The organism is Amycolatopsis sp. NPDC024027 (assembly GCF_040638975.1).
Lineage (GTDB): Bacteria > Actinomycetota > Actinomycetes > Mycobacteriales > Pseudonocardiaceae > Amycolatopsis.
Genome location: NZ_JBEZYY010000004.1, coordinates 96,128 through 121,763, shown reverse-complemented (window position 1 = coordinate 121,763; position 25,636 = coordinate 96,128). Strand labels below are relative to the sequence as shown.

Sequence of the window (25,636 nt, the reverse complement as noted above, 5' to 3'; positions counted from 1 at the left end):
GGGCACCGGCTCAGCCGAGGTGGTCGTTGGCCCCGCTCACCCAGGCGATGTAGCGCTCCGCGGACCGGCGCACCGCGCCCTTGGCGTCCCCGAGGACCTTGCCGCCGAGGAGGCTGTACAGGCGGTCGAACTCATAGGGCTCGAGGCGGTCCACGATCCGCTGCACCAGGCCCGCGGAGAGCGGGATGCGGTTGGGGTAGCTGCGCATGAAGGTCACCCACCCGTCCGCCGCCACCGGGAGCACGGTGTCGCCGACCAGCAGGGTGCCGCCGGTGTCGTTCTCGACGTGGGCGACCGCGGCGCCGGGGAAGTGCCCGCCAGCTTCGACGAGGGTCACCCCGGGCAGGACCCGCTCGGTGCCGGACCACTCCCGGATCACGGCGTCCTCGCGCCGCACCCAGCGCCGATCGGCGGAGTTGACGAGGACCGGAACGTTCCCGAGCCGCCGGCTCCAGCTGACCTGAGAGCCGTACATGTGCGGGTGGCTGGCCACGATCACCGCGGCCCCGCCGAGTTCCTCGATCTTCGCGGCCAGCGCCGGGTCGAGGTGGTTCGGCGGGTCCCACAGCAGGTTGCCGCCGGACGTCCGGACCAGGTGCGTCCACTGGCCGATTCCGAACTGCGGTTCGCGGTTGAACGCGTGCAGGCCCGGTTCGAGTTCCCGGTGCGCCACTTCGCGGCTGTCGGCCGCGAGCGCGTCGAGGGTCGTCCACACCTGCCCCGAGGCGGGCACCCACTGCCGGTCGTCGGCGCAGATCGCGCAGTCGCCGGCCGGGGGCCGGTCGGTGTCGGGGTGTTCGACCCCGCAGGTTCCGCAGATCCAGATCGTCATGACGCCAGTCTTGGAACTCGACCAAGGTGGAGGTCAAGGCCGCAGGGATAATCCTGTGATGGACTCGGGGACCACCACGCAGCTGATCACCGTGTGCGCCACGCTCGGCGGGGTCGTACTCACATTGCTGACCAACACGTTCGTCGAGGGCCGCAAGCTCAAGGCGACCCAGCGCGCGGAAGCGCAGAAGCGGGCGGCGGACCACGCGAACTGGCTGCGTGACGAGCGCGTCAAGGCCTACGCGGGCCTGTCGACGGCGAGCGAAGAGGCGTTCCAGCTGGTCCGGTCGGAATTCGTCAAGCTGCCGGCGGAGCGGGAGCAGATCGAAACCCGGTGGCGCGAACGGCGCACCGAGCTGCGCAAGGCGCACAACCAAGTCGCCCTGTTCGGCACCGAGGAACCGCGGAAGCGCGGCAAGGAGCTGTGGAAGGCGGCCCGCAACGGGGTGAATGCCGTCTTCGCCGAGCTCGACGCCGGGGCCGAGGAGGTGCGCCGGGAGAGTCTCGACCAGGTGCTGACCGGGATCAGCGACGCCGGGGACCGGTTCCTGGAGGCGTGCCGCGTCGACGTCCAGGGCACGCGCTGAGCATCAGCCGCCGAGCCTGCGGATCCGGGCGCTCCGAATGGCCTTCCACCACGAAAGTTCAGGCCGAGCCGGCCCGCGTGCGGGCGGATTCCCGCAGCGACGGCGCCAAGAAGACGATCCCGAGGGTGGCCGCGACCGCCGACAAGAGCGCCCAGTGCAGCCCGACGCGGGTCGCGAGCGCGCCGACCAGGACCGGTTCCACCAGGAACCCCAGGTACCCGCAGGCCGCGACGGCGGCGACCGCCCGGCCCGGCGCGTCCGCCTGCTTCCGGCTCGCCACGCTCCACGCGATCGGCACGATCCCGGCCACGCCGAGCCCGACGACCGCGAAGCCGGACACCACCACGACCGGCCACGGCGCGGCGAGGACCACGGCGAAGCCCAGCACCGCGACCGTGGCCGCCACGCGGACGAACCGGACCGCGCCCGTCCGCGCCACCACGCGGTCGGCGACCAGCCGGACCGCGATCATCGTTCCCGAGAAGGCGAAGTAGCCGAGTGAGGCGAGCGCGGGTGTCGCGCTGGTGACGTCCGCAAGGTAGACCGCGCTCCAGCTGTTGACCGCCCCCTCGGCGACGAACCCGCAGAAGGCGATCACGCCCAGCGGCACCAGCGCCCGGCTCGGCCACGCGAAGGCCGCTTCGCCCTGACCGCGGTCGGCGCCGCCGAGGAAGCGGGTGCGGGCCGCCCACAACGCGAGTGCGAGCAGCACCGCGCCGGCGACCGGGAAGTGCACGGTCACCGGGACGTGCGAGGCTTCCATCAGCGCGTCGACGCCCGAGCCCGCGAGGCCGCCGATGTTCCAGAAGGCGTGGAAGCCGGCGAAGATCGGGCGCCCGTAGCCGTCCTCGACGCGGGCCGCGTGGGCGTTCATGGCGACGTCGAGCAGGCTGTTGCCCACCCCCAGCACGACGAGCGCGGCGAAGAACACCGGCGCCGACCACGCGAACGCGACCAGTGGAAGTCCCGCGCACAGCACGGCCGCGCCGAGCCCGACGGCCGCCCGGCTGCCGATCCGGGTGAGCAGCGCACCCGCGCCCAGCAGGGCGAACACCGATCCGGCGGCGAGGCCGAACAGCCCGGTCGCCAGCTCGCCCGTGCTCAGCCCGAGCCGCCCCTGCACTGCGGGCACCCGGGCCAGCCAGGTCGCGAACGCGGCGCCGCACACCGCGAACACGACGGAAACCCCGAGCCGAGCGCGTTCCAGCTCCCCAGTCACCCCGCCACCCTACGGATCTTGGACCGGCGCGAAGCCCCTGTCCAGGTCCCCGGAGGCCGGCTTCGGGGCAGCCGATCACGACCCCACGGCCACCGCCGCACGGCCTACGGTGGTGGGGTGAAGTCGTTGAGCCATGACCGGCTGGCCGCCGCGCTCGGCACCGAAGCGGACCGGTTCGGGACCGCGATCGCGGGCGCCGCCCCGGACTTGCGGGTCCCGACGTGTCCGGAGTGGACACTGCGGGACCTGACCTGCCACGTCGGGATCGCCTACCACAAGTCCGCCGTCATCATCGCGAGCCGGCCCGCGGGTTACGTGCCGTTCGAGGCCGTCACGATCGACGACCCGCCCGCGTTCGAGGCCCTCGGCGGCTGGCTGCGCGAGGGCGCGCGGCGGCTCGTCGCCGCGGTGGCCGAGGTCGGCCCCGAGACCCCGACGTCGACGTGGACCCCCGATCGGCGCGCCGGGTTCTGGACGCGGCGGCTGACCCACGAAACGGTCGTCCACCGCGCGGACGCCGCCTTCGCGACGGGCACGCCGTACGACGTCGACGCCGACCTCGCCGCGGACGGGATCTCGGAGGGCCTGGGGCTGGCGGTCACCTTCTCGCGCCGGCAGCACCCGGCGCTGGACCGGACGTCGTTGCGGGGCACCGGCGAGACACTGCTGTTCCACGCCACCGAACCCGAGGTCCACTGGCTCGTCCGGCGGACCCCGGCCGGGGTCGAGGTGGCCCAAGAATCCGCCGAGGCCGACGTCGTCGTCGAGGGCCGGGCCGCCGACCTGCTCCTCGCGCTGACCGGGCGCCTCGCCGCGGACGACCACCGGCTCACCGTGTCCGGCGACGCGGCCCTGTTCCGCCACTGGCGGGAGAACACGCGCTTTTAGCCGTTCACGGTGTCAGGTTCCGAACGCAGCGAGCCTGTGTAAGGTCCCTGTCATGAGTCCAGCCCCGACCGGCGACCGGCCCGGCTACCTGATCAAACGTGCCCAGCAGGCACTGAACCAGGCCTGCACCGACCGGCTGCGCCCCCTGGAGCTGTCGATGTCGCAGTACGCCGTGCTGCGCGCGCTCGACGACCACCCCGGCGCGTCGTCGGCAGAACTCGCGCGGATCACGTTCGTCACGCGGCAGTCGCTGCGGGACGTCCTGGGCGGCCTGCGGTCGGCCGGGCTGGTCACCGTCGCCGAGCAGGCGAGCACCGGCCGGGCGCGCCCGGTGACGCTGACCCCGTCGGGCCGCGCCCGGCTGGCCGCCGCCGAAGACCTGATCACGCAGGTCGAAGTGCAGATGCTCGACACGTTGTCGGCCGGCCAGCGGCGCGACCTGGCGGATCTCCTGCGCACCTGCGTCGGCAACCTGGCTTGACGGCGGTCGTATAGTCGGTTCCGACTAACAGGGAGCGACTAGTGCCGTCACGCAAGATCCGCAACACGCTCGCGCTGGCCTTGCTCGGCCTGCTGCTGGAACGCCCGATGCACCCGTACGAAATGGCGTCCACGCTGCGCGAGCGCCACAAGGGCTCGACGTTCAAGATCAACCCGGGGTCGCTCTACGACACCGTGGAGTCCCTGGCGAAGCACCGCTGGATCGAGCCCGTCGAGACGGTCCGGGAAGGCAACCGGCCGGAGCGGACGGTCTACGCGCACACCGAGCTCGGCCGCCAGGAGTTCGTCGCCTGGCTCGACGAACTGGTCCGCGAGCCGATCGCCGAGTACCCGAAGTTCGTCGCCGCGGTCAGCTACCTCGGCGCGCTCGGCCCGGACCGCGCCGCCGACGCGCTGGAGGAACGCGCCCGGCACCTCGCCGAACGCATCGACGGCGCCGACAAGGCGCTGGCCGAGACCGTCGGCAAGGGGGCGCCGCGGCTGTTCATGATCGAGGTCGAGTTCGTCCGGGACGCGTGGCGCGCGGAGCTCGACTGGGCGCGCCGCACGGCCGCCGAAATCCGGTCCGGGTCCCTGCCATGGCCCGAAAACTGGCCCGAAAACATCTGAGGGGAACCATGTCCGACTTCGAAACCGACGTCCTCGTCGCCGGCGCCGGCCCGGCCGGCCTGCTGCTCGCCGCGGAGCTCGCCTTGGCCGGCGTCCGCACCACGATCGTCGAACGCCTGCCGGAGCGTCCGCCGTATTGCCGCGGCTTCAACCTGAACGCGCGGGCGCTGGACCTGCTGGCCCGCCGCGGGCTGGCCGAGGGACTGGTGGCCGAGGGGCACCGCGTGCCGCACGCACCGGCGACCGGCCTGCCCGGCCCGCTCCTGCTGGACGGCACGGCGACGGATCACCCGTTCTCGCTGGGGATCCCGCAGACGCGCGTCGAAGAGGTCCTGGAGGCGCGGGCGCTCGAACTCGGCGTCGAAATCCTGCGCGGCCACGACCTGCGCTCGTTCACCCAGTCCGCGGACGAGGTCACCACGGTGGTCCACAATGGACGTTTCGGCCGGACGATCCGGGCACGCTTCCTCGCCGGCTGCGACGGCGGCCGCAGCACCGTCCGCAAACAAGCCGGAATCGGCTTCCCCGGCGTCGACGCGCGCTGGTACGCGCTGCTCGGCGACGTCGAATGCGACCTGCCGTACGGGCCTTCGGCGGGGCCGGACGGGCGGAGCGTGTTCGTCATCCCGCGGCCCGGGTACGTCCGGATCGTGGTCCGGGAGGACGACCCGCCGTCGGACAAGGACACGCCGGTCACGCTGGAGCGGTTGCAGGCGCAGGTGGACGCGGTCCTCGGCCGCCACGTCGAGTTGCGCGCGCCCCGCTGGCTGAGCCGCTTCGGCGACGCGGCCCGCCTGGCCTCGAGCTACCGCGAAGGCCGGGTGCTACTGGCGGGCGACGCGGCCCACATCCACCCGCCGGCGGGCGCGATCGGCGTGAACGTCGCGCTCGACGACGCGTTCAACCTGGGCTGGAAACTGGCGGCGACGGTGCGGGGAACAGCACCGGAAGGCCTCCTGGACACCTACCACGACGAGCGGCACGCGGCGGGTGCGCGCATCCTGGCGAACACGCGGGCACAGGTGGCATTGGAGGAAGCCGGCGCGGAGCCGTGGGCCGACTTGATGCGGCGCGTGGCGGCGCACCCGGCGGGGAACCGCGCGCTGGCGGAGATCATCACCGGGCTGGACGCGTGTTACGAGCCGGGCGGACACCCGTGGCTGGGGCGGTTGGCGCCGGACGTGCCGCTGCGAGTGTCGGGGGCGGACACGCACCTGGCGGCGCTGCTGCACGCCGGGCGGCCGGTGCTGCTGGACCTGACGGGGTCGTTCGCTGCGTGGCCGATGGTGGTGACCGCTTCGAGTTCGTCCACTTCGGACTTTGCTGCGGTGCTGCTGCGGCCGGACGGGCACGTCGCCTGGGTGGGCACGCCGGACTCGGGTGAGGCCGGGCTGGCGGAGGCGATGCAGCGGTGGGTCGGCGATGTTCCGGTCCCGGCGTCCGCCTGACCGGGAGTGGGGGACCACGGCCCGGCCGGCCTTGGCGATGCCGGCCGGGCCGCCGCAGCGCGAGAGGATCTTCAGCACCGCGGGTTGGCTGACCCCGCGGCCCGACAGTCCGCTCGAGTCCGGAGTGGACACTGGTGAGGCCAGGTCAAACCGCCGTCGTCCCGCACGATCTTCATGCTCCCGCGGTCCCGTCAGCGACACCCGGGCCGGCCTCGGCGGGGCTTGACTCGACACAGCAGGCCGCGGGGGCGCCCCCCGGGTCCAGTCTATCGGCGAGGTGCGACAAACCCCGCGAAATGGCCGACGAGCAGCCGGGGTTCTCCACAACACGGCCACGCTGTGGACAACGAGAGACTTCGCGCTCAGCCGCGCGGGCGTTCCAGGACCGCCCGTTGCTCCACCCGCCCGTCCAGCACGAACTTGCTGTGCACGGTGAACCCGAGCTTCTCCACCACCCGAGCCGACGGCTTGTTCACCGGCTCGTACACCGCCAGCAGCCGATCCGCCCAGCCCGAGGCGAACGCGCGGTCGCGCACCGCCGTCGTCGCTTCCGTTGCGTAGCCGCGGCCCCAGCCCGAGGGGGCTATCCACCAGCCCATCTCCACCGCCGGCCGGCCGAGGCCCGACTCCGTGGCATTGCGGCGCACCAAGGACACCACTCCGTCGAACGAACCCGGCGCCGCCGATACCGCGAACCAGCCGAAGCCGTGTTCGGTCCAGTGGGCGAGCGTCGCGCGGTGCTTGGCCAGCGTGTACTCGTGGCTCCACCGCTCGCCCGTTCCCACGTAGCGGACCGTCTCGGGCAGCTGGGCCAACGCGAACAAGCCGTCGAAACAGGCTTCGGACCACGCGTGCAGCGTGAGCCTTTCCGTGGTGATCAGCACCGCTGCCAGTCTAGTGTTCGCCCAGCAGCACGGCTATCCCGTCGAGCTGGCGCCGCAACCCGAATTCGAACGCTTCGTCGAGGCCGACGTCCTCGATACCGGTCATCACTTCGGTCAGCTCGGGGAAGCGGCCCGATTCGAGAAAATGCGTCAGCAGCGCCATGTCGGCCTCCAGGCGCTGGTCGCCCGTGATGCCCGTGTCCTGCTCCGCCTGGACCTCGAACGCGTTGCTCACCGCCAGGCCGCCGACCCAGCCGTTGAGCGTCATGATCACCTGCAGCTTCACCCGGCGCTTCAAGCCGGTGCCGGCCAGCGCTCGCAGCGACCAGTCGACCAGCCGGAGACCCGCCGCCAGCACCGGGGGCCGGACCAGGGAATTGAGCAGGATCGGCGCCAGCCACGGGTGACGGCGGTACGCCCGCCACTGCGCGCGCGCCGCTAGTTCGAGGCGTGGCCGCCACCGCGCCGGGCCCGGCTCCGGCAGGTCCGCCTCCCCGAGCGCGACGTCGGCCATCAACCGGAGCAGCTCGTCCTTGTCCGGCACGTGCCGGTACAGCGCCATCGGACCGACGCCGAGCTCGGCCGCCAGCCGCCGCATCGACAACGCGGCGATACCTTCGGCGTCGGCCAGCGCGATGGCCGCGCGCACCAGCGCGGCGCGGCCCAGCGGCGGTTTGGCCGGCGTCCGGTCGGCGACCACCGTGCCGCTGCCCGGGACCGCGCGCACCCAGCCCTGCTCGCCCAGCGCCGAGAGGGCCTTCGCCGCGGTCGCCATCGCGACACCCCACTCGCGGACCAGCGCCCGGGTCGACGGGACGCGGTCGCCCGGCCGCAGCTCGCCCGCGCTGATCCGGCGGCGCAGGTCCGCCGCGATCCGCAGGTAGGGCGCCTCGGCCACCGGGGAAACTCCGTACTAGAACACTTACCGATCAGACCTAGAACGGTTTCAGGGTACTCCCCCAACATCGACAACATTGATTGCCGGTCAACGCCCCGAGTAAATACGGTCCGGATACACCGTACGAAACAGGGGGAACCATGACGACGACCGAAGTCCGCCGCCCGAAGCCGTGGGTGCGCCGCCCGTGGGTGTTCCCGCTGGGCCTGCTCGTCACCGCCTTCCTGGTCTTTTCGCTGCCGCCCTACCTCGGGCTCGATCCCGCGCGGTCGCGGATCCCCGCCCCGGCCGGCTGGTACTACCCGGTGCTCGTCACGCACATCGGCTTCGCGACCCTCGCCATGGTGACCTGCGCACTGCAGATCTGGCCGTGGCTGCGGCAGCAGCACCCGGCGGTGCACCGCCGCACCGGGCGCGTGTACGTCTTCGCCGGTGCGATCCCGGCGTCGGTCGCCGGTTTCGCCATCGCGCTCGCGGCGCCGTTCGGCCCGGTCGGGGCCGTGTCGAACGTCCTGCTCGCGACGCTCTGGTTCGGCTGCACCGTGCAGGGCTACCGGATGGCGCGGGCGCGCCGGTTCGGCGAGCACCGCCGGTGGATGGTCCGCAGCTTCGCGCTGTGCATGTCGATCATCAGCAACCGGATCTGGGGCGTGGTGTGGGCGATGGTGCTGACGCCGCAGCTGGACACGACGTTCGGCGGCAGCGAACTCGCACTGGGTCAGGCGATCGCCGGGATCACCACGTGGACCGGCTGGGTGCTCCCGCTGCTGGCCGCCGAATTCTGGCTCGGCCGAGGACGGAGCCGTCGCCGCACGACGGCCTGAGCCACGCACGGTGACCAGGGTAGCCCGTTCGGCCGATGGTCCACACCACGGTAAGTGGTCTATACCAATGGGGACAGTTCCGCCGCCGCGCTTCGAGTCGTGGAGGTTCCCATGCGTCTCCGTTCCCTGCTGGCCGCCCTGGCCGGCGCCACCCTGCTGAGCACCGGAGTCGCCGGCGCCGCGGCCGGCTCGCCGATCCCGGTCGGTCCCTATGTCGACATGGGTGCCTGGCCGACGCCCAGCCTGTCGGCGATGTCGGCCGCGAGCGGCGTCAAGGGCTTCACGCTCGCGTTCGTCAACTCCTACGGCTGCAAGGCCAGCTGGTTCGGCGCCTACGACCCGCGCACGGCTTGGCAGAAGGAGGAGATCGCCAAGATCCGCACCGCGGGCGGCGACGTCAAGATCTCCTTCGGCGGCGCGTCCGGCATCGAACTGGCGCAGGCGTGCAGCACGTCCGCGCAGGTCGCGGCCGAGTACGACGCCGTCGTCAAGGCCTACGGCCTGAAGTACGCCGACTTCGACATCGAAGGCGCGGCGGTCGCGGACCCGGCGTCGATCGCGCGCCGCTCCCAGGCCCTGAAGACGCTGCAGAACGCCAACCCGGGGCTGAAGATTTCGCTGACCCTGCCGGTGCTGCCCTCCGGCCTCGACGCCAACGGGCTCAACGTCGTCAAGGCCGCCAAGGACGCCGGGGTGAACCTGGATCTGGTCAACATCATGGCGATGGACTACTACCAGGGCGCCGGCGACCAGGGCGCGAAGGCGATCTCGGCGGCCAAGGCGACCCAGGCGCAGCTCAAGTCGCTCTACGGGCTGAGCGACGCGGCGGCGTGGAAGAAGGTCGGCGTCACCCCGATGATCGGCGTCAACGACTCGCAGAACGAGATCTTCTACCAGAAGGACGCCCGGGCGCTGGTGGCCTTCGCCAAGACCGTCCACCTGGGCATACTGTCGTTCTGGGAGGCCGGCCGCGACGCCAACGCGTGCACCGGCGCGCTCTACAAGTGCACCAACGTGCCGCAGTCCAAGTACGAGTTCGCGAAGATCTTCGCCGGCTACACCGGCTGAGTCACCACCGGGCGGCGTCCGCGAGCAGTGCGTCCCGCACCGCCGCGGGCCCCGGCCGGCACGGCTCGGTCCGGGTGACCGCGAAGAGCGTGTTGATCGGTGGTTCCTCCGGCTCCAGGAGCGCGACCAGCTCCCCCGACGCCAGCTCCGCCGCGCAGAGGTACCGCGGCAGCACGCTGACGCCGAAGCCCGCCAGCACGCCGGCCAGGACTCCGCGCAGGTCCGGGACCACGACCGCCGGCCCCGCGGACGGGCGCGTGCCCAGGACCGAACGCCAGTAGCGGCGGATGATCGGCAGGTCCTCGGCGTAGGCCACCAGCGGCGCCGTCCGGGGGTCGCCGGTGAAGCCGCGGGGGCCGACCAGGACGAACTCCTCGTCGGTCAGCGGAGTGGCCGTGAAGGCGCGGCCACGGGGGCGGATCGTCGAGACGACCAGGTCGAAACGCCGCTGCGCGAGCCCCGCCAGCAGGTCGTCGGCCAGGCCGAACGTCACCCGCAGCTCGAGCCCGCACGCGACCAGGCCGGCCAGCGCGGGCAGGACCCGGGCCGTGGTCAGCTCGGCGGGCCCGGCCAGGTGCACGGGCGCCGCGAACGGGTCGGGCTGCCCCGCGACGACGCCGGTGAGCGCGTCGATGTGCGGGGCGATCCGGGCGGCCAGCTCGTCGGCCACCGACGTCGGGGTCACGCCGCGGGCGCGCCGGACGAACAGTTGCTGGCCGAGCTGGTCCTCCAGGGCCCTGACCTGCGCGGTCACCGTCGGCTGGGACAGGCCCAGCGACGGTGCCGCGCCGGTCAGCGAGCCGGCCCGGTGGACGGCCAGGAACGTGCGCAGCAGGTCGAGGTCCAGCTCAGTCCTCGATCAGCTCGATCGAGTCCACGACGTTCGGGTAGAACGCGACGTGGTCCTTGATCGGCGCGACCGCGTCGTACGGCTTCTCGTACGTCCAGACGGCGTTCTCGCCCTTCACGTCACCCGCGTTGAGCGAGTAGTAGCCGGCCTCGCCCTTGTACGGGCAGTACGTCTCGTGGTCGGTCCGCTCCAGCACCCCGGAGTCGACGTCCGCCAGCGGGATGTACTGGACCGCCGGGTACGTGGATTCCTGCAGGGTGAGTGCGTTGCGGCTGTCCGCGATCACGCGGCCGCCCGCCTTGACCACCACCCGCGCCTTCGTCGGCACGACGGTGATCGGGTGATCCGGGCCCGGCTGCAGAACCTGCTTCGCCATGTCAGCTCCCTAAGAGTCCTGTGTACAGGGAGCAGCACGCCGGGCCCGGTGGATATTCCACGCCGGTGGGATCAGGGCAGGTAGTACATCGGGTTCGGCAGCTTGACCGGGCGCAGTGCGTGCCCGCCTTCGAGGTCGCTGAACTGGTCGCCGAGGTTGAGCACGATCTTCGCGCCCGTCGCCTCGATGTGCGCCCGCGTGCCGGACTTGTACTGGACGGTGGTGCAGGTCAGCCCGCACGGCAGGTAGTCCGGCGCGGTCGTCTTCGGCTTGAAGAACGCGCCGGCCGGGGCCGGGAAGCCCTCGCCGGCCAGGTTCTTCAGCGACTGCGGCCCCTGGAACTCGTTGCGGCCGGTCAGGAAGTAGACCTTGACGCCGTGCTGCGCCGCCCAGTTGGCCAGCTCCAGCACCGGCTTGTTCGCGACGAACGTGCCGTTGTCGATCGCCTGCTGCTGCTTGACCGGGTCGAAGCCGAAGTCGTTGTCGGCCTCCCAGCCGTAGGTGACCTCGGAGGTGTCGTCGACGTCCAGCACGATCGCCGGGTTCTTCACTCGGCCCAGCTGCTGCTGCAGGAAGCGCTTCGCGTCGGAGACGACCCGGCCGGTGTCCTTCACGAACCGGCTCGTGTCGGAGTAGTGGTGCTTGCCCACGGCGTCGACGTAGTCGCCGTAGTACGCCTTGACGTCGAGCTTGACCTGGCCGATGTTGGCCGGCTCCTTCGACCGCGCGGCCGTCGATTCGTCCGAGCCGGCGAGCGCGGTGGCCCCCGAGGCGACGGTGGCGCCGATCGCCGCGGCGGCGGCGAGCTTGACGAGACCTGACCATTTCTTCGACACGGCGACCCTCCGGTGAAACTCGGCAACTCGGGGAACCTACGTCACGTTCACCGGGAGTTCCACCCCTCGAAAGTTTTTGTTCACGTGATTCGTTCGGCGCGGCACAGGAACGCGACGGGTGATCGCCCGATCCGCGTGAGCACCACCGACGCCTCCGCGCCGCCACGGGGTTTCAGGCGCCGCCGCAGCGCGTCCGGGTCGACGTCCAGGCCCCGCACCAGGATTTCCAGCCGTCCGACGTCGTGTCGCTTGAGGACGGCCTTCAGCGCCTTCTCGGTGTACGGCCCGTGCTCCAGGACGCGGAACGCCCGCACCCCCGGTGGCGGGGTGTCGCCGGTCAGGTACGCGATGCGTTCGTCCAGCTGCCACAACCCGTGGCGCGCCGCGTAGTGGCGGACCAGCCCGGCCCGGACGACGGCGCCGTCGGGGTCGACGATCCACTCCCCCGGCTCGCGGGCGGGCAGCTCGTCCGGTTCGGCGTCGGTGACCGTCCACTGTGTTCCGTCCGAGCGCAGCACGGTCGCCCGGCGGGTGACGCCGGTGCCCAGGCCCCGCCAGAGGCAGGATTCGCGGACCTGGCCGTCCAGGGAGACGAGTTCGACCTCGTCCGCCCACGGCGTGAGCGCGAAGTCGAGGCCGGGAGCGCACTTGACCGCCAGTGGACGCCCCGGGTAGGCCTCGACCAGCCCGTCCAGCGGCGGGGCGAAGTCGGCGGGTTTCCACGCCCGGCGCCCGGCCGCATCCCGGCGGGCCGGATCGGCGACGACGACCGCGGACCGGCTGGCCGGACGCAGGGCGTCGGCCCGCGCGAGCCCGAACGCGACCCCCGCGGTGGTTCCGTTGTGCCGGGCCATCTCCAGCCGTACCGGGTCCAGATCGGACCCCAGCGCGCGCCGCGCCACCCGGGCGATCTCGACGAGGTCGGCTCCCACCGAGCACGTGACGTCGTGGACGTCGAGCCCGGCCACGCGCGCCGCCCGGTGCCGCGCGACCGGTGTGGCACTCGCCTGCTGGAGCGCGTCCGAGGTGAACAGCCAGCCGTCCGAATCCACTTTGGACGCGGCTTTGCGACGCAGCAGCACGGTTTCCAGTACGGCGCTCGCGTGTTCCTCGCCGACCAGGCGGCGAACGGCGGCGACGGACGCGATCCGGTCGGTCAGCGGCAGCGCCGAGACCTCGGCGAGCGCCGCCACCCCCGCGCCGGAACGCAGGTAGGCGACGTCGCCGAGGCTGAACGAATATCCCAATTCAGGACGGCCGCTTGGTCCCGGTGATCATGACGTTGTAGAACAGCTCGCGCGGCAGGATCTTGGCCAGGACCTTCTTGTCCACGGCGGACAGCCGCAGCCACAGGTGGTAGGCGAACAGCCGCCAGCGCACGGTGAGCTTCTCGGCCGGCACCGCGGCCTCGAACGTCCGGATCGGCCACCCGGCCAGCGCGGCGGCGAACTCCTCGGTGACGGCGCGGACGTCCTGGGCGCCGGCTCCGCGAGCCCACGTCTCCAGCTCCGAGGGGTCGAAGGTGTGGATGTCGACCACGGCTTCGAGCGCCGCGGCGCGCGAGGACTCGTCCAGTTCGGACTGCGGGCGCCGCCAGCCGCTCAGCACCGGCAGCTTCGTCACCCGGGTCGTCAGGAACCAGGTGAACTGGCCGAGCTTGCGGGCGTAGAAGTCGCCGATCTTGGTAGGTTCGCCGGCGAAGACGAACCGGCCGCCCGGCTTGAGCACGCGCAGCACCTCGCGGAACGCCGCCTGGACGTCCGGGATGTGGTGCAGCACCGCGTGCCCGACCACCAGGTCGAAGGTGTTGTCGTCGTAGGGGATGCGCTCGGCGTCGGCGACCCGGCCGTCGACGTCGAGGCCGAGCTTCTCGGCGTTGCGCAGCGCGACCTGGACCATGCCGGGCGAGAGGTCGGTGACCGAGCCCTTCTTGGCGACGCCGCCCTGCATCAGGTTCAGCAGGAAGAAGCCGGTGCCGCTGCCCAGCTCCATCGCGTGCTGGTAGGGCTGGCCGTCCTCGCCCGCGACGGCGTTGAACACGTCGGTGGCGTAGGAGATGCAGCGCTCGTCGTACGAGATCGACCACTTCTCGTCGTAGGTGCCGGCTTCCCAGTCGTGGTAGAGCACGTTCGCCAGCTTGGGGTCGGCGTAGGCCGCCTGGACCTCTTCGGCGGTGGCGTGCGGGTTCGGCGCCGGGTCGTTCACGTCGGTCAAGGCGTCATTTCCCTTCGAACGTGGCCTTGCCGGGCCCGTTTTCGATGAACGACTTCATGCCGTTCTGCTGGTCTTCGGTCGCCCAGAGGGCGGCGAACAGGTGCGATTCGAGCTTGAGCCCGTTCGCCAGGTCGGTGTCGAGGCCGCCGTCGATGGCCGCCTTCGCCGCGCGCAGCGCCACGGCGGGGCCGCTCGCGAACTGGGCCGCCCACTTGTGCGCGGCCGCGTAGACGTCGTCCGGGGCCACCACCTGGTCCACGATCCCCAGCCGCAGGGCCTCTTCGGCCTTGACGAAGCGTCCGGTGTAGACGATGTCCTTGGTCTTGCTCGGCCCGATCAGCCGGGCCAGGCGCTGGGTGCCGCCCGCGCCGGGGATGACGCCGAGCTGGATCTCCGGCTGGCCGACCTTGACGTTGTCGCCGGCGACCCGCCAGTCGGCGGTCAGCGCCAGCTCCAGGCCGCCGCCGAGGGCATACCCGGTGATGGCCGCGACGACCGGCTTCGGGATGTTCGCGATGGCCGCGAGGGTGCCGGTGAGGATGGCGCCGAACTTCGCGATCCCCGGGTAGGTGCGGGCGGCCATTTCCTTGATGTCCGCGCCGCCGGCGAAGGTCTTCTCGCCGCCGTAGAGGATGACCGCGCGGACGTCGTCACGCTCGGAGACCTCCTTCGCCAGCTCGGCGAGCTCGGCGGTGACCTGGGCGTTCAGGGCGTTGACCGGCGGCCGGTCGAGCCGGATGGTCCCGACCGCGTCCTTGACCTCCAGGGTTACGAACTCTCCCACGCCCATCACTCCTCGTTGACGATCTGCCAGCACGCTACCGGTCGGTAGGGACAGCCTAGCGACGGCGGGCGAAGAAGCGATCGCCGGAACGCTCCAGCACGAGGTCCTGGTCGAACGTCTTGGAGAGGTTTTCGCTGGTGATGACGTCGTCGACCAGCCCGGACACCACCGCGTGGCCGTCGCGCAGGAGCAGCGCGTGGGTGAACCCCGGCGGGATCTCCTCGACGTGGTGGGTGACCAGCACCAGGGCCGGGGCGTCCGGGTCCAGCGCCAGCTCGGACAGCCGGGCGACCAGGTCCTCGCGGCCACCGAGGTCGAGGCCGGCGGCGGGCTCGTCGAGCAGCAGCATCTCCGGGTCGGTCATCAGCGACCGGGCGATCAGCGCGCGCTTGCGCTCCCCTTCGGACAGCGTGCCGAAGGTGCGGTCCGCCAGGTGCCCGATGCCCATCGCGTCCAGCAGCTCGGTCGCGCGGGCGGTGTCGAGGGTGTCGTATTCCTCACGCCAGCGGCCGAGCACCGCGTAGCCGGCGCTGACCACGACGTCCTTGACCAGCTCGTCGCCCGGCACGCGCTGGGCGATGGCCGCCGAGGTGAAGCCGATGCGCGGGCGCAGGTCGAAGATGTTGACCCGGCCGATCCGCTCGCCGAGCAGGTCGACCTCGCCGGTGGTCGGGTGCAGTTCGGCCGCGGCGAGGCGCAGCAGGGTGGTCTTGCCCGCGCCGTTCGGCCCGAGCACCACCCAGCGCTCGTCCAGTTCCACGGTCCAGTCGAGGCCGGCGAGGAGGTCGTTGGTCCCCCGGCGGACGCCGACACCGGCCATCCGGACCACGAGGTCGTCAAGTTCGCTGGGCTGGATCGGCTCGCTCACGAGGCCCATTCTGTCTGCCGTCGCGCGCGCGTGCGCACCCGCCCGGGTGAGACGGCGAACGGGCAGGTCGGAGCCGTTCCACGAGGTGGAACACCGCGAGCGGGAACGCCGGTTGTGGCACCATCCGGACCATGTCCGCCGACGCGCCCGTGCCCCCGGTCTCCCGGGGCTCGTTCTGGCGCCGTCGCGCGATCGACCTGCTCCTCGTCGCTTCGGCCGGGTGTACGCGGGCGCGGCTCCACTGATCCCTCGCGTCCGCTGACGCGTGCGGTGCCGCGCTGCCCCGGCGTCCCGATCACCCCACGTTGCGAGGAGCACCCGCGTTGACCACGTCCCTGGTTCGTCCGCCCGTCGAAATCCACCCGCAGCTGACCGACCCGCTGCTGCCCGAGCTGCTGCACCCCGCGCGGCTGCTCTGGACGCCGCGCGAACTGGCCGAGCTGACCGCCACCGTCACCACCGAACTGACCGCGGGCCTGCGGGGCATCCTGCGGTTCGACGAGGACCGCCGCTGGTGGGCCCGGCTGGCGCTGACCGACGGCGTCGAGCTGTGGCTGCTGTCGTGGCTGCCCGGCCAGTCCACGAAGCCGCACGACCACGGCGGCGCGTCCGGCTCGTTCACCGTTCTGCAGGGTGAACTCGGCGAGGAGTACCGCTACCCGGGCGGCCCGGTCCGGCGCCGGACGCACGTCGCCGGCGAAGGCCTCGGCTTCGGCGCGGGCCGCGCCCACCAGGTCACCGGCCTCGGCGACCGGCCCGCGGCGAGCGTCCACGCGTATTCGCCGCCGCTGGTGGCGACGCGGGAGTACGCCACGCTCGCCGACGTTCCGGCGGAAATCCCGCCACTGCCCGCTATCGTCCGGTCATGAGCGCTGTCGATTCGCTGCTGGCTTCCGCACGGTCCGGTTTGGACCGGGTGACCCCCGCCCGGGCCCGCGAGCTGCAGGAGGCGGGGGCGCTGCTGGTCGACATCCGGCCGCTGGCGAACCGCGAGGCGGAGGGCGAGATCCCCGGCGCGGTGATCGTCGAGCGGATCCACCTGGAGTGGCGGCTGGCGCCGGACAGCGAGTGGCGGCTGCCCGCGGTGACTCCCGAGGCGACGGTGGTCGTGGTGTGCAACGAGGGCTATTCGTCGAGCCTGGCGGCGGCCGACCTGCAGCGGCTCGGCCTGCCCGGCGCGACCGACCTCGACGGCGGGTTCCGCGCGTGGGCCGCCGCCGGCCTGCCCGTGCAGGCCGGCGGGAGCCCCGCGGTGCCTTAGCAGCCCCCGTTTTCCACGCTACCGAAGGGGACCGGCGGTTTCAGCCGGCCAGCGCCGGGGCGATGTGCTTGGTGAACAGGTCGATGCCGGAGCGGTCGTACGCGGCTTCCGGGAAGTTGAAGATCGCGTACGACATGCCCCGCTCCCCCATCGCGGCGAGCTTCTCGGTGACCTGCTCCGGCGTGCCGGTGGCCGGGCTGTTCTCGAAGTTGCCCGCCCAGCGCTCGACGGCGTCGGCCTCGATGTACTTGCCGAGGTGGGACCTCAGCCAGGCCAGCTTGTCCTGGACGTCCTTTTCGGTCTCGCCGAGGACGATGTTGTGGTTGGCCGAGCGCACGATCGCGTCGAAGTCGGTGCCGACGTCCTTGCAGTGCTGCGCGAGGATCTCCGACTTGCGGGTGAACGTTTCCGGGTCGGCGGCGAAGTTCGTGTACTTCGCGTACTTCGCGGCGATCTTGAGCGTCTTCTTCTCGCCGCCGCCGGCGATCCACAGCGGGAGCCCGCCTTCCTGGGCCGGCAGCGGACGCAGGATCGCGCCGTCCGTCTGATAATGCTTGCCGTCCAGCGTGGACTTTCCGGTCGTCCAGAGGTCACGCATGATCTGCACGCCCTCGTCGAGCTGGCCGAGCCGCTCGCCGGCGGACGGGAAGCCGTAGCCGTAGGCCCGCCACTCGTGCTCGTACCAGCCGGCGCCGATGCCCATCTCGACCCGGCCGCCGGAGATGAGGTCGGCGGTGGCGGCGACCTTCGCCAGGTAGGCGGGGTTGCGGTAGCCCATGCAGGTGCACATCTGCCCGAGCCGGACGGTCTCCGTCGCGGCGGCGAACGCCGAGATCAGCGACCACGCCTCGTGCGTGGCCTCTTCGGTGGGGACGGGCACGGTGTGGAAGTGGTCGTAGACCCAGATCGATTCGAAGGGCCCGGCCTCCGCGTGTTTCGCGAGGCCGAGCATGGTCTTCCAGTGGTCCGCGGGGTCGATGCCGGCCAGGTCGAGCCGCCAGCCCTGCGGGACGAACATTCCGAAGCGCATGCGTCCAACCTAACGCCGCCCAAGCCGGGCCGCGCAGCGTTTTCCGGCTGGAGCGGCTCCAGGTCAAAGCGCGGCGAAGTGGTCGAGCAGCGCGTCGCTCAGCTCCTGCAGGTTCCTGCGGTACACCGCCCGATCGCCGAGCCGCGGGTCCAGGGAGCCGGCCCCGCGGGGCTTCCGGGTCTTCGGCGGTTCCGGCTCGGACGCGGGCCGGCGCGGAGCCGGGGCCGCGAGCTCCGGCAGCGTCGGCTTGACGGTCGCGAGCTCGTCGGACGAGTGCTCCCATGCCCTCTCCAGCTGAAGGGCCGCTTCGACGCGCTGCTGCTCGAGGCGGGCGAGACCATCGCCGGCCTGCTCATACCGACGGCGTTCGGCCAGCTCGAGGACGACCTCGACATAGTCATCCAGCGCCCGGGCAGCCAGCTCGTGCGTCCAGGCCGCGAACCGGCACTGCTTGGCCAACGCGTCGCGCGTCTCGACGTAGGCTTCGCACGCCCGGCCTTCCCAGCCCAGTGGCGCGACAACCGCAGTTCCAGCGCCAGCTCGTCGAGCGACTCGGACAGTTCACGCAGCCGGGCCGCTTCTTCCCGCAACTGCTCGACCGTCCCCGGCGACCACGCCGGATCCGTGTTCGTCATCGTCGTCCCGCCGCTCAGTCCCCGGCGCCGGGCCGCTCGACCGCCTCCGCGATGCGGCGAATCCGGTCTACTGCATCGTCTTGGCTCTGCGTGTAGAGATCCCCGGCCTTCCCCAGTCGTTCACCGAGCTCCCCGGCGTCGGCGAAGAGGATTCCGACGGCGTCCGCCGAAGCCTTCCGCAGCTTCCGGAGGGCGAGACCCAGGAGGACGTCGCCGGTCGACGCCGGATCGGCCGAGTCCGGTGCCGGCGGCGTAGTGGCCCCTTCACCGAGCCGGGCGCCGGCGGCGCGCAGAACTTCGGGGTCGACCTCGAAACCGTTCACCAGGCCGCGCCCTCCGTGCCCGGTGGGTCGAGGATCAGTCCGTTGAGGACGGAGTGCGGGAGGGAAAAGGCGGCTTCGGCACCGCGCCCCCGGGTGCGGCTCGGGTTGACGACCACTCCGGTGGGTTCCGGCTGAGCACAAGCGCACTTCGCGAACTCTCGGCCCGACAGCTGTACCGAGAACCGCCACGGCGCACCGGTGACCGTGCGGTAGCCGTTCAAGGCGGCTTGGTCGGGGAACACGCAGAGCCAGGAGCCGAGCGATCCGAGCGGAACGACTTCCGGGACCGCTCTTTCGTCGGCGGGCGCCCACCACGGATCTTCGAGGAACACGCGGACGATCTCGTCGGCTTCGCGGTGGAAGTCTCTGATCAGAGCGGTCGCCGCGTTGTCCGCCGAGAGCGGGGGGCGGCTGAACCAGCGTTCCGCGCGCCGGATCTCGTCCTCTTCGAGCAGTCGCGGGCGCCCTCGAAGACTCACGGCGAGCTGTTCGTCGAACGATTCCAGCCGACGGTTGTAGGTCTTCTCCGAGAAGCCGGACAGGCCGGCCAGCCGGTCGCCCTTCTGCCCCGCCAGGGTTCCCGGCGGATGTTGTAGGCAGTTGAGACGATCGCTTCGAGCTCGGGGTCACCGAGGGTGGCAAGCACGTCCGACAGACGCAGGAAGACGATCGCCCGGACCCGGTGCGGCGGTGCGTCGTCGGCGATGTGCCATACGCGGCGCAGGTCCGGGCCGAGGTCGCGGTGTAGCGCCGTACGCCGCACCCCCTTCCTGGTCCGCAGCTTGACCGCGGCCTTCGCCGCGCGCTCGAGCGCGGGATCGACCTCGCGTCCGGGACGGTTTTCCCGCTCCATTGCCCTCCCTCTCACCCTATGGAGGGAGCATCATAAACGACCGTTTCGCCCCGAGAACACCACGTATTGTCTCGCCGGACAACGCCCCGACAAAGCCGCCTGACCTGCACTTTCTCGATTTCGGACAAATGCCGGACAAGGGAACGGACAGGTTTCCGACACCGGCCGGTTTCCGGTCACGACAAACCGTACGTCCGTTCGATGACGTGTTTCTGTCCGAAAGCGCTGATCAGTGGCCGGGAAAGGATCACCACGTTTACCGTGGATTCGTCGGCCGCGAACCAAGCGGCCCCTCGGACCCCGGAGAACCCGATGCAACTGGCCGCGCTCGTCTTCGCGTACCTGTTCGGCGTGACCTCGACCAGCTTGGTCACGACCTGCTGGCTCCGGCGCCGGCAACGGCAGCACGACTTCCTGGTCGCGGTCCTGCGGGACCAGATCCGGCTTCAGGAACTGGGCGTGCTTCCCCCGACGGCGCCGCACCGGATCCCGCCGCCCTTCCCAGGCCCGGTGGTACCGCCGCCCTACTGGTGACTCAGGCCAGCACGACCCGCGCCAGCTCCGCCGGCGTCGCCAGCAGCCCGTGCTTCGGCAGCACCCGGACCGTGTACCCGATCGCGCCCGGCCGCGGCAGCTTCACGCGGGCCGCGAACGCCCCCACCCCGTCGCCGGACATCGGGACCGTGACCGGGTCGCGGAGCTCGTCGTCGTCGGCCACGCGGCCGACCACCGCCTGGATGTCCACTTCGGACGGGTCGAGGCCGGCCAGGTCGATGCGGGCCCTGATCGTCACCTCGGTGCCCACCACCAGGGGCTCGGTCGCCTCCACCAGCAGCTCCGAGTCGAAGATCCGCAGCCGCGGCCACGACACCTCGAGCTTCGTGCGGTAGTCCGCCAGCGACAGCGCGCCGCGGTACCCGTCGCCGGTGGCCGCCGCGACCGTGCGGGAGGCCGGCAGGTAGCCGTTGTCCACGTACTCGCGGACCATCCGGGACGCCTGCACCCGCGGGCCGAGCGTCTCCAGCGTGTGCCAGACCATCGACAGCCAGCCCGTGGGCACGCCGTCGGACGAGCGGTCGTAGAACAGCGGCGCGATCTGCTGGCCGAGCAGCTCGTACAGCGCCGCGGCCTCGAGGTCGTCGCGGCGCAGCGGGTCGGCGACGCCGTCGGCGGTCGGGATCGCCCAGCCGTTGCTGCCGTCGTAGCACTCGTCCCACCAGCCGTCGCGGATGGACAGGTTCAAGCCGCCGTTCAGCGCCGACTTCATCCCCGACGTCCCGCACGCCTCCAGCGGCCGCACGGGGTTGTTCAGCCAGACGTCGCAGCCGCGGTAGAGGTACCGCGCCATCGACATGTCGTAGTCGGGCAGGAAGACGATGCGGTGCCGCACGTCCGCGCCGTCGACGAACCGGACGATCTGCTGGATCAGCTGCTTGCCGTTCTCGTCGGCCGGGTGGGACTTGCCCGCGACGACGACCTGGATCGGCCGCTGTTCGTGCAGCAGCAGCGTCCGCAGCCGGTCGGGGTCGCGCAGCATCAGCGTCAGCCGCTTGTACGTCGGGACGCGGCGGGCGAACCCGACGGTCAGCACGTCCGGGTCGAAGACCGAGTCCACCCAGCCCAGTTCCAGCGGGGAAGCGCCACGCTGCAGCCACGCGGCGCGCACCCGGCGCCGCACCTCGTGCACCAGTTTCTCGCGCAGCTCGCGCCGCAGCTCCCACAGCTGGGCGTCGGAGACGCCGTCGCGCAGCGGCCCTTCGCCGACGTCGAGGCCCCACTCACGGCCGAGCAGCGTGCTCAGCTCACGCGCCACCCACGTCGGGCCGTGGACGCCGTTCGTCACCGACGAGATCGGCACCTCGTCGTGGTCGAACCCGGGCCACAGCCGGGAGAACATCTTGCGCGTCACGCGTCCGTGCAGCTGCGAGACGCCGTTCGCGCGCTGCGCCAGCCGCAGGCCCATGTGCGCCATGTTGAACAGGCCGGGGTTGTCCTCGGCGCCGAGCGCGAGCACGCGCCGCGGGTCGATGTCGGGCACCAGCCTGCCGTCGTTGAAGTAGCGCTGCACCAGGTCCACCGGGAACCGGTCGATCCCGGCGCTGACCGGGGTGTGCGTGGTGAACAGCGTCCCGGCGCGGACGGCGGGCATGGCCTCGTCGAACGCGAGCCCGTCGGCCTGCACGATCTCTCGCGCGCGCTCCAGCCCCAGGAAGCCCGCGTGTCCCTCGTTCGTGTGAAACACCATCGGCTGCGGGTGCCCGGTCAGCTCGCAGTACTTCCGCACCGCGCGGAACCCGCCGATGCCGGCCAGGATCTCCTGCCGCAGCCGGTGGTCGGCGTCGCCGCCGTAGAGCCGGTCGGTGACGCCGCGCAGGTCTTCGTCGTTGGCCTCGGTGTCGGTGTCGAGCAGCAGCAGCGGCACCCGGCCGACGCGGGCCTGCCAGATCTGCGCGCACAGCTCGCGCCCGCCCGGCATCGCGACACCGATCAGCACCGGCCGCCCGCCCACGGTCAGCAGTTCCAGCGGGAAGGCGTTCGGGTCGATCACCGGGTAGTGCTCGACCTGCCAGCCGTCCAGCGACAGCGACTGCCGGAAGTAGCCGTTGCGGTAGAGCAGCCCGACGCCGACCATCGGCACGCCCAGGTCGGACGCGGCCTTGAGGTGGTCACCGGCCAGCACGCCGAGGCCGCCGGAGTAGTTCGGCAGCGCTTCGGTGACGCCGAACTCCATCGAGAAGTAGGCGACCGCGGACGGCAGGCCGTCGTCTTCGCGGCGCTGGTACCAGCGCGGCTCCGAGAGGTACTTCTCCAGGTCCTCGGCCGCGGCGCGGGCGCGCGCGAGGAAGCCGTCGTCGACGGCGAGCTCGTCGAGGCGGGCCGGCGGCAGCGCGGTGAGCATCCGCAGCGGGTCGCGCACGGCGTTGAAGAGCTCGGCGTCCATCGACGCGAACAGGTCGCGCGTCGGCGGGTGCCACGTCCAGCGCAGGTTGGTGGCCAGCGCGCCCAGGCCGGACAGCGAATCCGGGAGGCTGGCGCGGACGGTGAACCGGCGGACTGCACGCATGGGAAGCGACGATATCGGGCCGCGGGCTCCCCTGCGCAGGGAGGAGTTCGGGGATTACGTGCACACCCGGCGAATGCCCTGGGTAGGGTCCTGCGCGTCGGGTACCGGGTGGGCACGAGAGCGAGTTGGACAGATGATCCCAGGGGGAGGACGGCGGGCGCTGGTCGCGCTGCTGGCCGTCGCGGCGGTCGCCGTGAGCGGGTGCAACGGCAAGGGCGGTGCGAGCGGGGATCCGGCCAAGGACACCGGTGCGGGCTCGGTCTCCGGGCTGCCGGTGACGCACTTCGAGAGCGGCCTCAAGCCGGACGCGCCGACACCGAGCCTGAACGTCCGCAACGCCCAAGGCGGCGAGGACGACAAGCTCGCCACCGCCGCGATCGACGACGTCCAGACCTACTGGGGCGAGATGCTGCCGGGCAACTTCGGACAGCAGTTCGAGCCGGTCAAGTCCCTGCTGTCCTACGACGCGCAGACCGACACCGAGAAGACCGGCTGCGGCAGCGTGAAGAAGCTCGTGAACGCGTTCTACTGCCCGGTCGACGACTCGGTGGCGTGGGACCGCGGCGTGCTGCTGCCGATGCTGCGCCAGCGGTTCGGCCCGATGTCGGTGGTCGTGGTGCTCGCGCACGAGTTCGGCCACGCCGTCCAGTACCGGCTCGGCGACAAGGCGGGGGTCACCAAGAACACCCCGACCGTGGTCAAGGAGCAGCAGGCCGACTGCTTCGCCGGCGGCTACTTCCGCTGGGTCGCCGAGGACAAGAGCAAGTACTACCGCGTCTCGACGTCCGAAGGCCTGAACCAGGTGATGGCGTCGATGTTCCTGATCCGCGACCAGGCCGGCACCAGCGCCGCCGACAAGGGCGCGCACGGCACGGCGTTCGACCGCACCTACGCCTTCCAGGCCGGGTTCGAGAAGGGCCCCAAGGAGTGCGCGGGGATGACGGCCGAGAACATCAAGCCCCGGCTCACCGAGCGCCCGTTCGACAAGGGCGACCAGGGCAAGGGCGACGCGAAGTTCACCGCGCAGACCGTCGCGCTGCTGAAGAAGAGCCTCGACGAGGCCTTCAAGGGCGCCGGGGTGGCCGCGCCCGAGATCACCGACGGCGGCAGCTGCCAGACCACGCCGCCGGCGTCGTACTGCCCGGGCGACAACACCGTCAGCATCGACCTGGCCAAGCTGGCCCAGCTCGCCCAGCCGATCGACCGCGACGCCGAGATGAAGGGCGAGGACCCGGGCGGCATGGGTGACTTCGCGGCCTTCTCGGAGGTCGCGGCCCGCTACGCGCTGGGCATCCAGAAGGGCGTCGGCGCGTCGATCGACAACGCGAACGCGGGCCTGCGCACGGCCTGCCTGGTGGGTGCCTGGGCGGCGTTCACCAACCGGCCGGGCGACCTGCGGCTTTCGGCGGGCGACCTCGACGAGGCCATCGCCGACCTGCTGCAGCCGGAGAGCCTGGTGTCCGCGGACGTCAACGGGAAGCGCCCGGACAGCGGTTTCGACCGGGTCGAGGCGCTGCGTCGCGGGTACCTCGAAGGCTCGTCGGTCTGCTCGAAGCAGTACGCCTGATTTCCGCGTGAAAAGGGCCCCCACCGCGGTGGGGGCCCTTTTCTCTCAGAAGAGGGCGCTCGCCAGGTCGCGGCGGGCCTTCATCACGCGGTCGTCGGCCGGGTCGAACAGGTCGAACAGGGCCACCAGGTGCTCGCGGACCTTGTTGCGGTCCTCGCCCGCGGTGCGGCGGACCGCGTCGATCAGGCGCTTGAAGCCCGCCTCGACGTCGTTCTCCGCGATGTCCAGGTCGGCCGCGTCGAGCTGGGCCGCCAGGTCGGACGGGTCCGCGTCCGCCTTGGCGCGCGCGTCCGGGTCGGCGCTTTCGGCACGAGCGGTGAACTTGACCTGGGCCAGGGCGTTCTTCGCCAGCTCGTTCGCCGGTTCGACGTCGAGGATGCGCTCGTACGCGGCCTGCGCGGCGGCGAAATCGCCCCGCTCGAAGGCCTCTTCCGCCTCGGTGAAGCGCGGGTCCTCCGGCTCCTCGGCCGGGCCGCCGCCGGCCGCCTCCGCGTCACGGATGCCGGGCAGCTTGTCGCGCAGGGCGTCCAGGAGCGCGTTGATCCACTTGCGGATCTCGGGCTCGGGCAGCGCGCCGGAGAAGGCGTCGACCGGCTGGCCGCCGGCGATCGCGACGATCGTCGGGATCGACTGCGCGCCGAACAGCTGCGCGATCCGCGGGTTGGCGTCGACGTCGACCTTCGCCACGACCCACGCGCCACCGGACTCGGCGGCCATCCGCTCCAGGACCGGGGACAGCTGCTTGCACGGGCCGCACCACTCGGCCCACAGGTCGACGACCACGAGCTGGTGCAGGGACCGCTCCACGACCTCGGCCTGGAAGGTGGCCTCGGTGACATCGATCACGGCATCGCCCGAGGCGGGCCGCGGCGGCCCATCGCCACCGGCCGGGCCGGCGGGCGTGGCCGGCTGCCGTTGCGCCGCTTCGGCGCGGGCCTTGAGCGCGGACAGGTCGACCGCGCCGGAGAGGGCGGCGGACAGGGCCGCTGACTTCGCTGCAGATCCGCGTGGTTGTGTCACGGTTCCATCCTGGCACGCGCACCGGAGAAGTTTCACGGGTGCCCACGACCCGTCCCGGGCGGCGGCGCCCGGGGTTCCCGGCGGCGGCCTGGGTGTTCACGGGGCGGGCGGTCCGGGCAGGGGGCCGGTGGTGCCGGTCACCGGCGGTGGGCGGCCGGGAACCGGCCGCATCGGAGGTTTCGGCGCACGCCCGGGTTC

The 25,636-nt window shown here is 71.8% G+C and carries 29 protein-coding genes; 11 read left to right on the top strand and 18 right to left on the bottom strand.

Annotation, left to right across the window (positions count from 1 at the left end; all coding sequences use genetic code 11):
• Positions 1-10: 10 nt before the first annotated feature.
• Positions 11-832, bottom strand: coding sequence for an MBL fold metallo-hydrolase (locus AB0F52_RS12505; RefSeq protein ID WP_360168621.1), 822 nt, complete (start codon positions 830-832; stop codon positions 11-13).
• Between the two features lie 58 nt (positions 833-890).
• Between AB0F52_RS12505 and AB0F52_RS12500 the strand changes: the two genes are divergently transcribed.
• A complete protein-coding gene (locus AB0F52_RS12500; protein ID WP_360168618.1) occupies positions 891-1,418 on the top strand; it encodes a hypothetical protein in 528 nt (175 codons plus the stop codon).
• A gap of 58 nt (positions 1,419-1,476) precedes the next feature.
• Here AB0F52_RS12500 and AB0F52_RS12495 read toward each other — a convergent pair whose 3' ends face one another.
• Complete coding sequence (locus AB0F52_RS12495) at positions 1,477-2,637, bottom strand: MFS transporter (protein ID WP_360168615.1); 1,161 nt, start codon at positions 2,635-2,637, stop codon at positions 1,477-1,479.
• A gap of 117 nt (positions 2,638-2,754) precedes the next feature.
• On the opposite strand from AB0F52_RS12495, the gene AB0F52_RS12490 reads away from it, so the two are divergent.
• Genes AB0F52_RS12490 through AB0F52_RS12475 form a run of 4 tightly spaced genes read left to right on the top strand, consistent with a single transcriptional unit; the run spans position 2,755 to position 6,083 of the window.
• Positions 2,755-3,525: a maleylpyruvate isomerase family mycothiol-dependent enzyme gene (locus tag AB0F52_RS12490; protein ID WP_360168612.1), complete on the top strand. Its 771-nt coding sequence runs from the start codon at positions 2,755-2,757 to the stop codon at positions 3,523-3,525.
• Positions 3,526-3,577: 52 nt separating this feature from the next.
• Complete coding sequence (locus AB0F52_RS12485) at positions 3,578-4,006, top strand: MarR family transcriptional regulator (protein WP_360168609.1); 429 nt, start codon at positions 3,578-3,580, stop codon at positions 4,004-4,006.
• Positions 4,007-4,047: 41 nt separating this feature from the next.
• Positions 4,048-4,635, top strand: coding sequence for a PadR family transcriptional regulator (locus AB0F52_RS12480; RefSeq protein ID WP_360168606.1), 588 nt, complete (start codon positions 4,048-4,050; stop codon positions 4,633-4,635).
• An 8-nt stretch (positions 4,636-4,643) separates the two neighbouring features.
• On the top strand, positions 4,644-6,083 hold the full coding sequence (locus AB0F52_RS12475; RefSeq protein WP_360168603.1) for an FAD-dependent monooxygenase: 1,440 nt from the start codon (positions 4,644-4,646) through the stop codon (positions 6,081-6,083).
• A gap of 362 nt (positions 6,084-6,445) precedes the next feature.
• Here AB0F52_RS12475 and AB0F52_RS12470 read toward each other — a convergent pair whose 3' ends face one another.
• Positions 6,446-6,967: a GNAT family N-acetyltransferase gene (locus tag AB0F52_RS12470; RefSeq protein WP_360168600.1), complete on the bottom strand. Its 522-nt coding sequence runs from the start codon at positions 6,965-6,967 to the stop codon at positions 6,446-6,448.
• Positions 6,968-6,977: 10 nt separating this feature from the next.
• Positions 6,978-7,865: a TetR/AcrR family transcriptional regulator C-terminal domain-containing protein gene (locus AB0F52_RS12465; RefSeq protein ID WP_360168597.1), complete on the bottom strand. Its 888-nt coding sequence runs from the start codon at positions 7,863-7,865 to the stop codon at positions 6,978-6,980.
• A 140-nt stretch (positions 7,866-8,005) separates the two neighbouring features.
• Here AB0F52_RS12465 and AB0F52_RS12460 point away from each other — a divergent pair, with 140 nt between their 5' ends.
• Both AB0F52_RS12460 and AB0F52_RS12455 read left to right on the top strand, forming a co-directional pair.
• The gene (locus AB0F52_RS12460) at positions 8,006-8,689 is read left to right on the top strand and encodes a DUF2306 domain-containing protein (RefSeq protein ID WP_360168594.1); all 684 of its coding nucleotides are present in this window, start codon (positions 8,006-8,008) and stop codon (positions 8,687-8,689) included.
• A gap of 111 nt (positions 8,690-8,800) precedes the next feature.
• Entirely contained in the window at positions 8,801-9,757 is a 957-nt protein-coding gene (locus AB0F52_RS12455) for a chitinase (protein ID WP_360168591.1), read from the top strand.
• A 1-nt stretch (position 9,758) separates the two neighbouring features.
• Here AB0F52_RS12455 and AB0F52_RS12450 read toward each other — a convergent pair whose 3' ends face one another.
• From AB0F52_RS12450 to AB0F52_RS12420, 7 genes are all read right to left on the bottom strand, one after another.
• Complete coding sequence (locus AB0F52_RS12450) at positions 9,759-10,589, bottom strand: LysR family transcriptional regulator (protein WP_360169564.1); 831 nt, start codon at positions 10,587-10,589, stop codon at positions 9,759-9,761.
• A 16-nt stretch (positions 10,590-10,605) separates the two neighbouring features.
• Entirely contained in the window at positions 10,606-10,983 is a 378-nt protein-coding gene (locus AB0F52_RS12445) for a DUF427 domain-containing protein (RefSeq protein ID WP_360168588.1), read from the bottom strand.
• A gap of 71 nt (positions 10,984-11,054) precedes the next feature.
• A complete protein-coding gene (locus AB0F52_RS12440; RefSeq protein WP_360168585.1) occupies positions 11,055-11,819 on the bottom strand; it encodes an HAD family acid phosphatase in 765 nt (254 codons plus the stop codon).
• An 80-nt stretch (positions 11,820-11,899) separates the two neighbouring features.
• Positions 11,900-13,066 (bottom strand): class I SAM-dependent methyltransferase, encoded by a 1,167-nt coding sequence (locus tag AB0F52_RS12435; protein ID WP_360168582.1) that lies wholly within the window; start codon positions 13,064-13,066, stop codon positions 11,900-11,902.
• Position 13,067: 1 nt separating this feature from the next.
• On the bottom strand, positions 13,068-14,033 hold the full coding sequence (locus AB0F52_RS12430) for a class I SAM-dependent methyltransferase (protein WP_103335345.1): 966 nt from the start codon (positions 14,031-14,033) through the stop codon (positions 13,068-13,070).
• A gap of 4 nt (positions 14,034-14,037) precedes the next feature.
• Positions 14,038-14,817 (bottom strand): enoyl-CoA hydratase-related protein, encoded by a 780-nt coding sequence (locus tag AB0F52_RS12425; RefSeq protein WP_360168578.1) that lies wholly within the window; start codon positions 14,815-14,817, stop codon positions 14,038-14,040.
• A gap of 55 nt (positions 14,818-14,872) precedes the next feature.
• Positions 14,873-15,694 (bottom strand): ABC transporter ATP-binding protein, encoded by an 822-nt coding sequence (locus AB0F52_RS12420; protein WP_034284427.1) that lies wholly within the window; start codon positions 15,692-15,694, stop codon positions 14,873-14,875.
• A 314-nt stretch (positions 15,695-16,008) separates the two neighbouring features.
• On the opposite strand from AB0F52_RS12420, the gene AB0F52_RS12415 reads away from it, so the two are divergent.
• Complete coding sequence (locus tag AB0F52_RS12415) at positions 16,009-16,554, top strand: cysteine dioxygenase family protein (protein ID WP_360168575.1); 546 nt, start codon at positions 16,009-16,011, stop codon at positions 16,552-16,554.
• Positions 16,551-16,946, top strand: a complete 396-nt coding sequence (locus tag AB0F52_RS12410; protein ID WP_360168572.1) for a rhodanese-like domain-containing protein — start codon at positions 16,551-16,553, stop codon at positions 16,944-16,946. Before AB0F52_RS12415 ends, AB0F52_RS12410 begins: the two co-directional genes overlap by 4 nt.
• A 40-nt stretch (positions 16,947-16,986) precedes the next feature.
• Here the strand turns inward: AB0F52_RS12410 and AB0F52_RS12405 are convergent, their stop codons facing one another.
• From AB0F52_RS12405 to AB0F52_RS12385, 5 genes are all read right to left on the bottom strand, one after another.
• Positions 16,987-17,976 carry an LLM class F420-dependent oxidoreductase gene (locus tag AB0F52_RS12405; RefSeq protein WP_360168569.1) on the bottom strand — a complete coding sequence of 330 codons (990 nt, stop codon included), beginning with the start codon at positions 17,974-17,976 and terminating at the stop codon, positions 16,987-16,989.
• Between the two features lie 63 nt (positions 17,977-18,039).
• Positions 18,040-18,435 carry a hypothetical protein gene (locus AB0F52_RS12400; RefSeq protein WP_360168566.1) on the bottom strand — a complete coding sequence of 132 codons (396 nt, stop codon included), beginning with the start codon at positions 18,433-18,435 and terminating at the stop codon, positions 18,040-18,042.
• A 190-nt stretch (positions 18,436-18,625) separates the two neighbouring features.
• Positions 18,626-18,934, bottom strand: coding sequence for a hypothetical protein (locus tag AB0F52_RS12395; RefSeq protein ID WP_360168563.1), 309 nt, complete (start codon positions 18,932-18,934; stop codon positions 18,626-18,628).
• Complete coding sequence (locus tag AB0F52_RS12390) at positions 18,931-19,413, bottom strand: hypothetical protein (protein ID WP_360168560.1); 483 nt, start codon at positions 19,411-19,413, stop codon at positions 18,931-18,933. Before AB0F52_RS12390 ends, AB0F52_RS12395 begins: the two co-directional genes overlap by 4 nt.
• Positions 19,410-19,787, bottom strand: a complete 378-nt coding sequence (locus AB0F52_RS12385) for a hypothetical protein (protein ID WP_360168557.1) — start codon at positions 19,785-19,787, stop codon at positions 19,410-19,412. Before AB0F52_RS12385 ends, AB0F52_RS12390 begins: the two co-directional genes overlap by 4 nt.
• Positions 19,788-20,099: 312 nt before the next feature.
• Here AB0F52_RS12385 and AB0F52_RS12380 point away from each other — a divergent pair, with 312 nt between their 5' ends.
• The gene (locus AB0F52_RS12380; RefSeq protein WP_360168554.1) at positions 20,100-20,321 is read left to right on the top strand and encodes a hypothetical protein; all 222 of its coding nucleotides are present in this window, start codon (positions 20,100-20,102) and stop codon (positions 20,319-20,321) included.
• A gap of 1 nt (position 20,322) precedes the next feature.
• Here AB0F52_RS12380 and glgP read toward each other — a convergent pair whose 3' ends face one another.
• On the bottom strand, positions 20,323-22,851 hold the full coding sequence (gene glgP / locus AB0F52_RS12375; RefSeq protein WP_360168551.1) for an alpha-glucan family phosphorylase: 2,529 nt from the start codon (positions 22,849-22,851) through the stop codon (positions 20,323-20,325).
• Between the two features lie 133 nt (positions 22,852-22,984).
• On the opposite strand from glgP, the gene AB0F52_RS12370 reads away from it, so the two are divergent.
• Positions 22,985-24,418 (top strand): neutral zinc metallopeptidase, encoded by a 1,434-nt coding sequence (locus AB0F52_RS12370; protein ID WP_360168548.1) that lies wholly within the window; start codon positions 22,985-22,987, stop codon positions 24,416-24,418.
• 45 nt (positions 24,419-24,463) lie between these two features.
• Here the strand turns inward: AB0F52_RS12370 and AB0F52_RS12365 are convergent, their stop codons facing one another.
• A complete protein-coding gene (locus AB0F52_RS12365; protein ID WP_360168545.1) occupies positions 24,464-25,438 on the bottom strand; it encodes a tetratricopeptide repeat protein in 975 nt (324 codons plus the stop codon).
• Positions 25,439-25,636 lie beyond the last annotated feature (198 nt).

What these genes read in the sequence shown, in the direction of transcription:
- AB0F52_RS12370 (WP_360168548.1), top strand. Translation starts at nt 22,985, where the DNA reads ATGATCCCAGGGGGAGGACGGCGGGCGCTGGTCGCGCTGCTGGCCGTC.
- AB0F52_RS12485 (WP_360168609.1), top strand. Translation starts at nt 3,578, where the DNA reads ATGAGTCCAGCCCCGACCGGCGACCGGCCCGGCTACCTGATCAAACGT.
- AB0F52_RS12455 (WP_360168591.1), top strand. Translation starts at nt 8,801, where the DNA reads ATGCGTCTCCGTTCCCTGCTGGCCGCCCTGGCCGGCGCCACCCTGCTG.
- AB0F52_RS12405 (WP_360168569.1), bottom strand. Translation starts at nt 17,976, where the DNA reads ATGCGCTTCGGAATGTTCGTCCCGCAGGGCTGGCGGCTCGACCTGGCC.
- AB0F52_RS12380 (WP_360168554.1), top strand. Translation starts at nt 20,100, where the DNA reads ATGCAACTGGCCGCGCTCGTCTTCGCGTACCTGTTCGGCGTGACCTCG.
- AB0F52_RS12420 (WP_034284427.1), bottom strand. Translation starts at nt 15,694, where the DNA reads ATGGGCCTCGTGAGCGAGCCGATCCAGCCCAGCGAACTTGACGACCTC.
- AB0F52_RS12500 (WP_360168618.1), top strand. Translation starts at nt 891, where the DNA reads ATGGACTCGGGGACCACCACGCAGCTGATCACCGTGTGCGCCACGCTC.
- AB0F52_RS12385 (WP_360168557.1), bottom strand. Translation starts at nt 19,787, where the DNA reads ATGGAGCGGGAAAACCGTCCCGGACGCGAGGTCGATCCCGCGCTCGAG.
- AB0F52_RS12460 (WP_360168594.1), top strand. Translation starts at nt 8,006, where the DNA reads ATGACGACGACCGAAGTCCGCCGCCCGAAGCCGTGGGTGCGCCGCCCG.
- AB0F52_RS12410 (WP_360168572.1), top strand. Translation starts at nt 16,551, where the DNA reads ATGAGCGCTGTCGATTCGCTGCTGGCTTCCGCACGGTCCGGTTTGGAC.
- AB0F52_RS12475 (WP_360168603.1), top strand. Translation starts at nt 4,644, where the DNA reads ATGTCCGACTTCGAAACCGACGTCCTCGTCGCCGGCGCCGGCCCGGCC.
- glgP (WP_360168551.1), bottom strand. Translation starts at nt 22,851, where the DNA reads ATGCGTGCAGTCCGCCGGTTCACCGTCCGCGCCAGCCTCCCGGATTCG.
- AB0F52_RS12505 (WP_360168621.1), bottom strand. Translation starts at nt 832, where the DNA reads ATGACGATCTGGATCTGCGGAACCTGCGGGGTCGAACACCCCGACACC.
- AB0F52_RS12445 (WP_360168588.1), bottom strand. Translation starts at nt 10,983, where the DNA reads ATGGCGAAGCAGGTTCTGCAGCCGGGCCCGGATCACCCGATCACCGTC.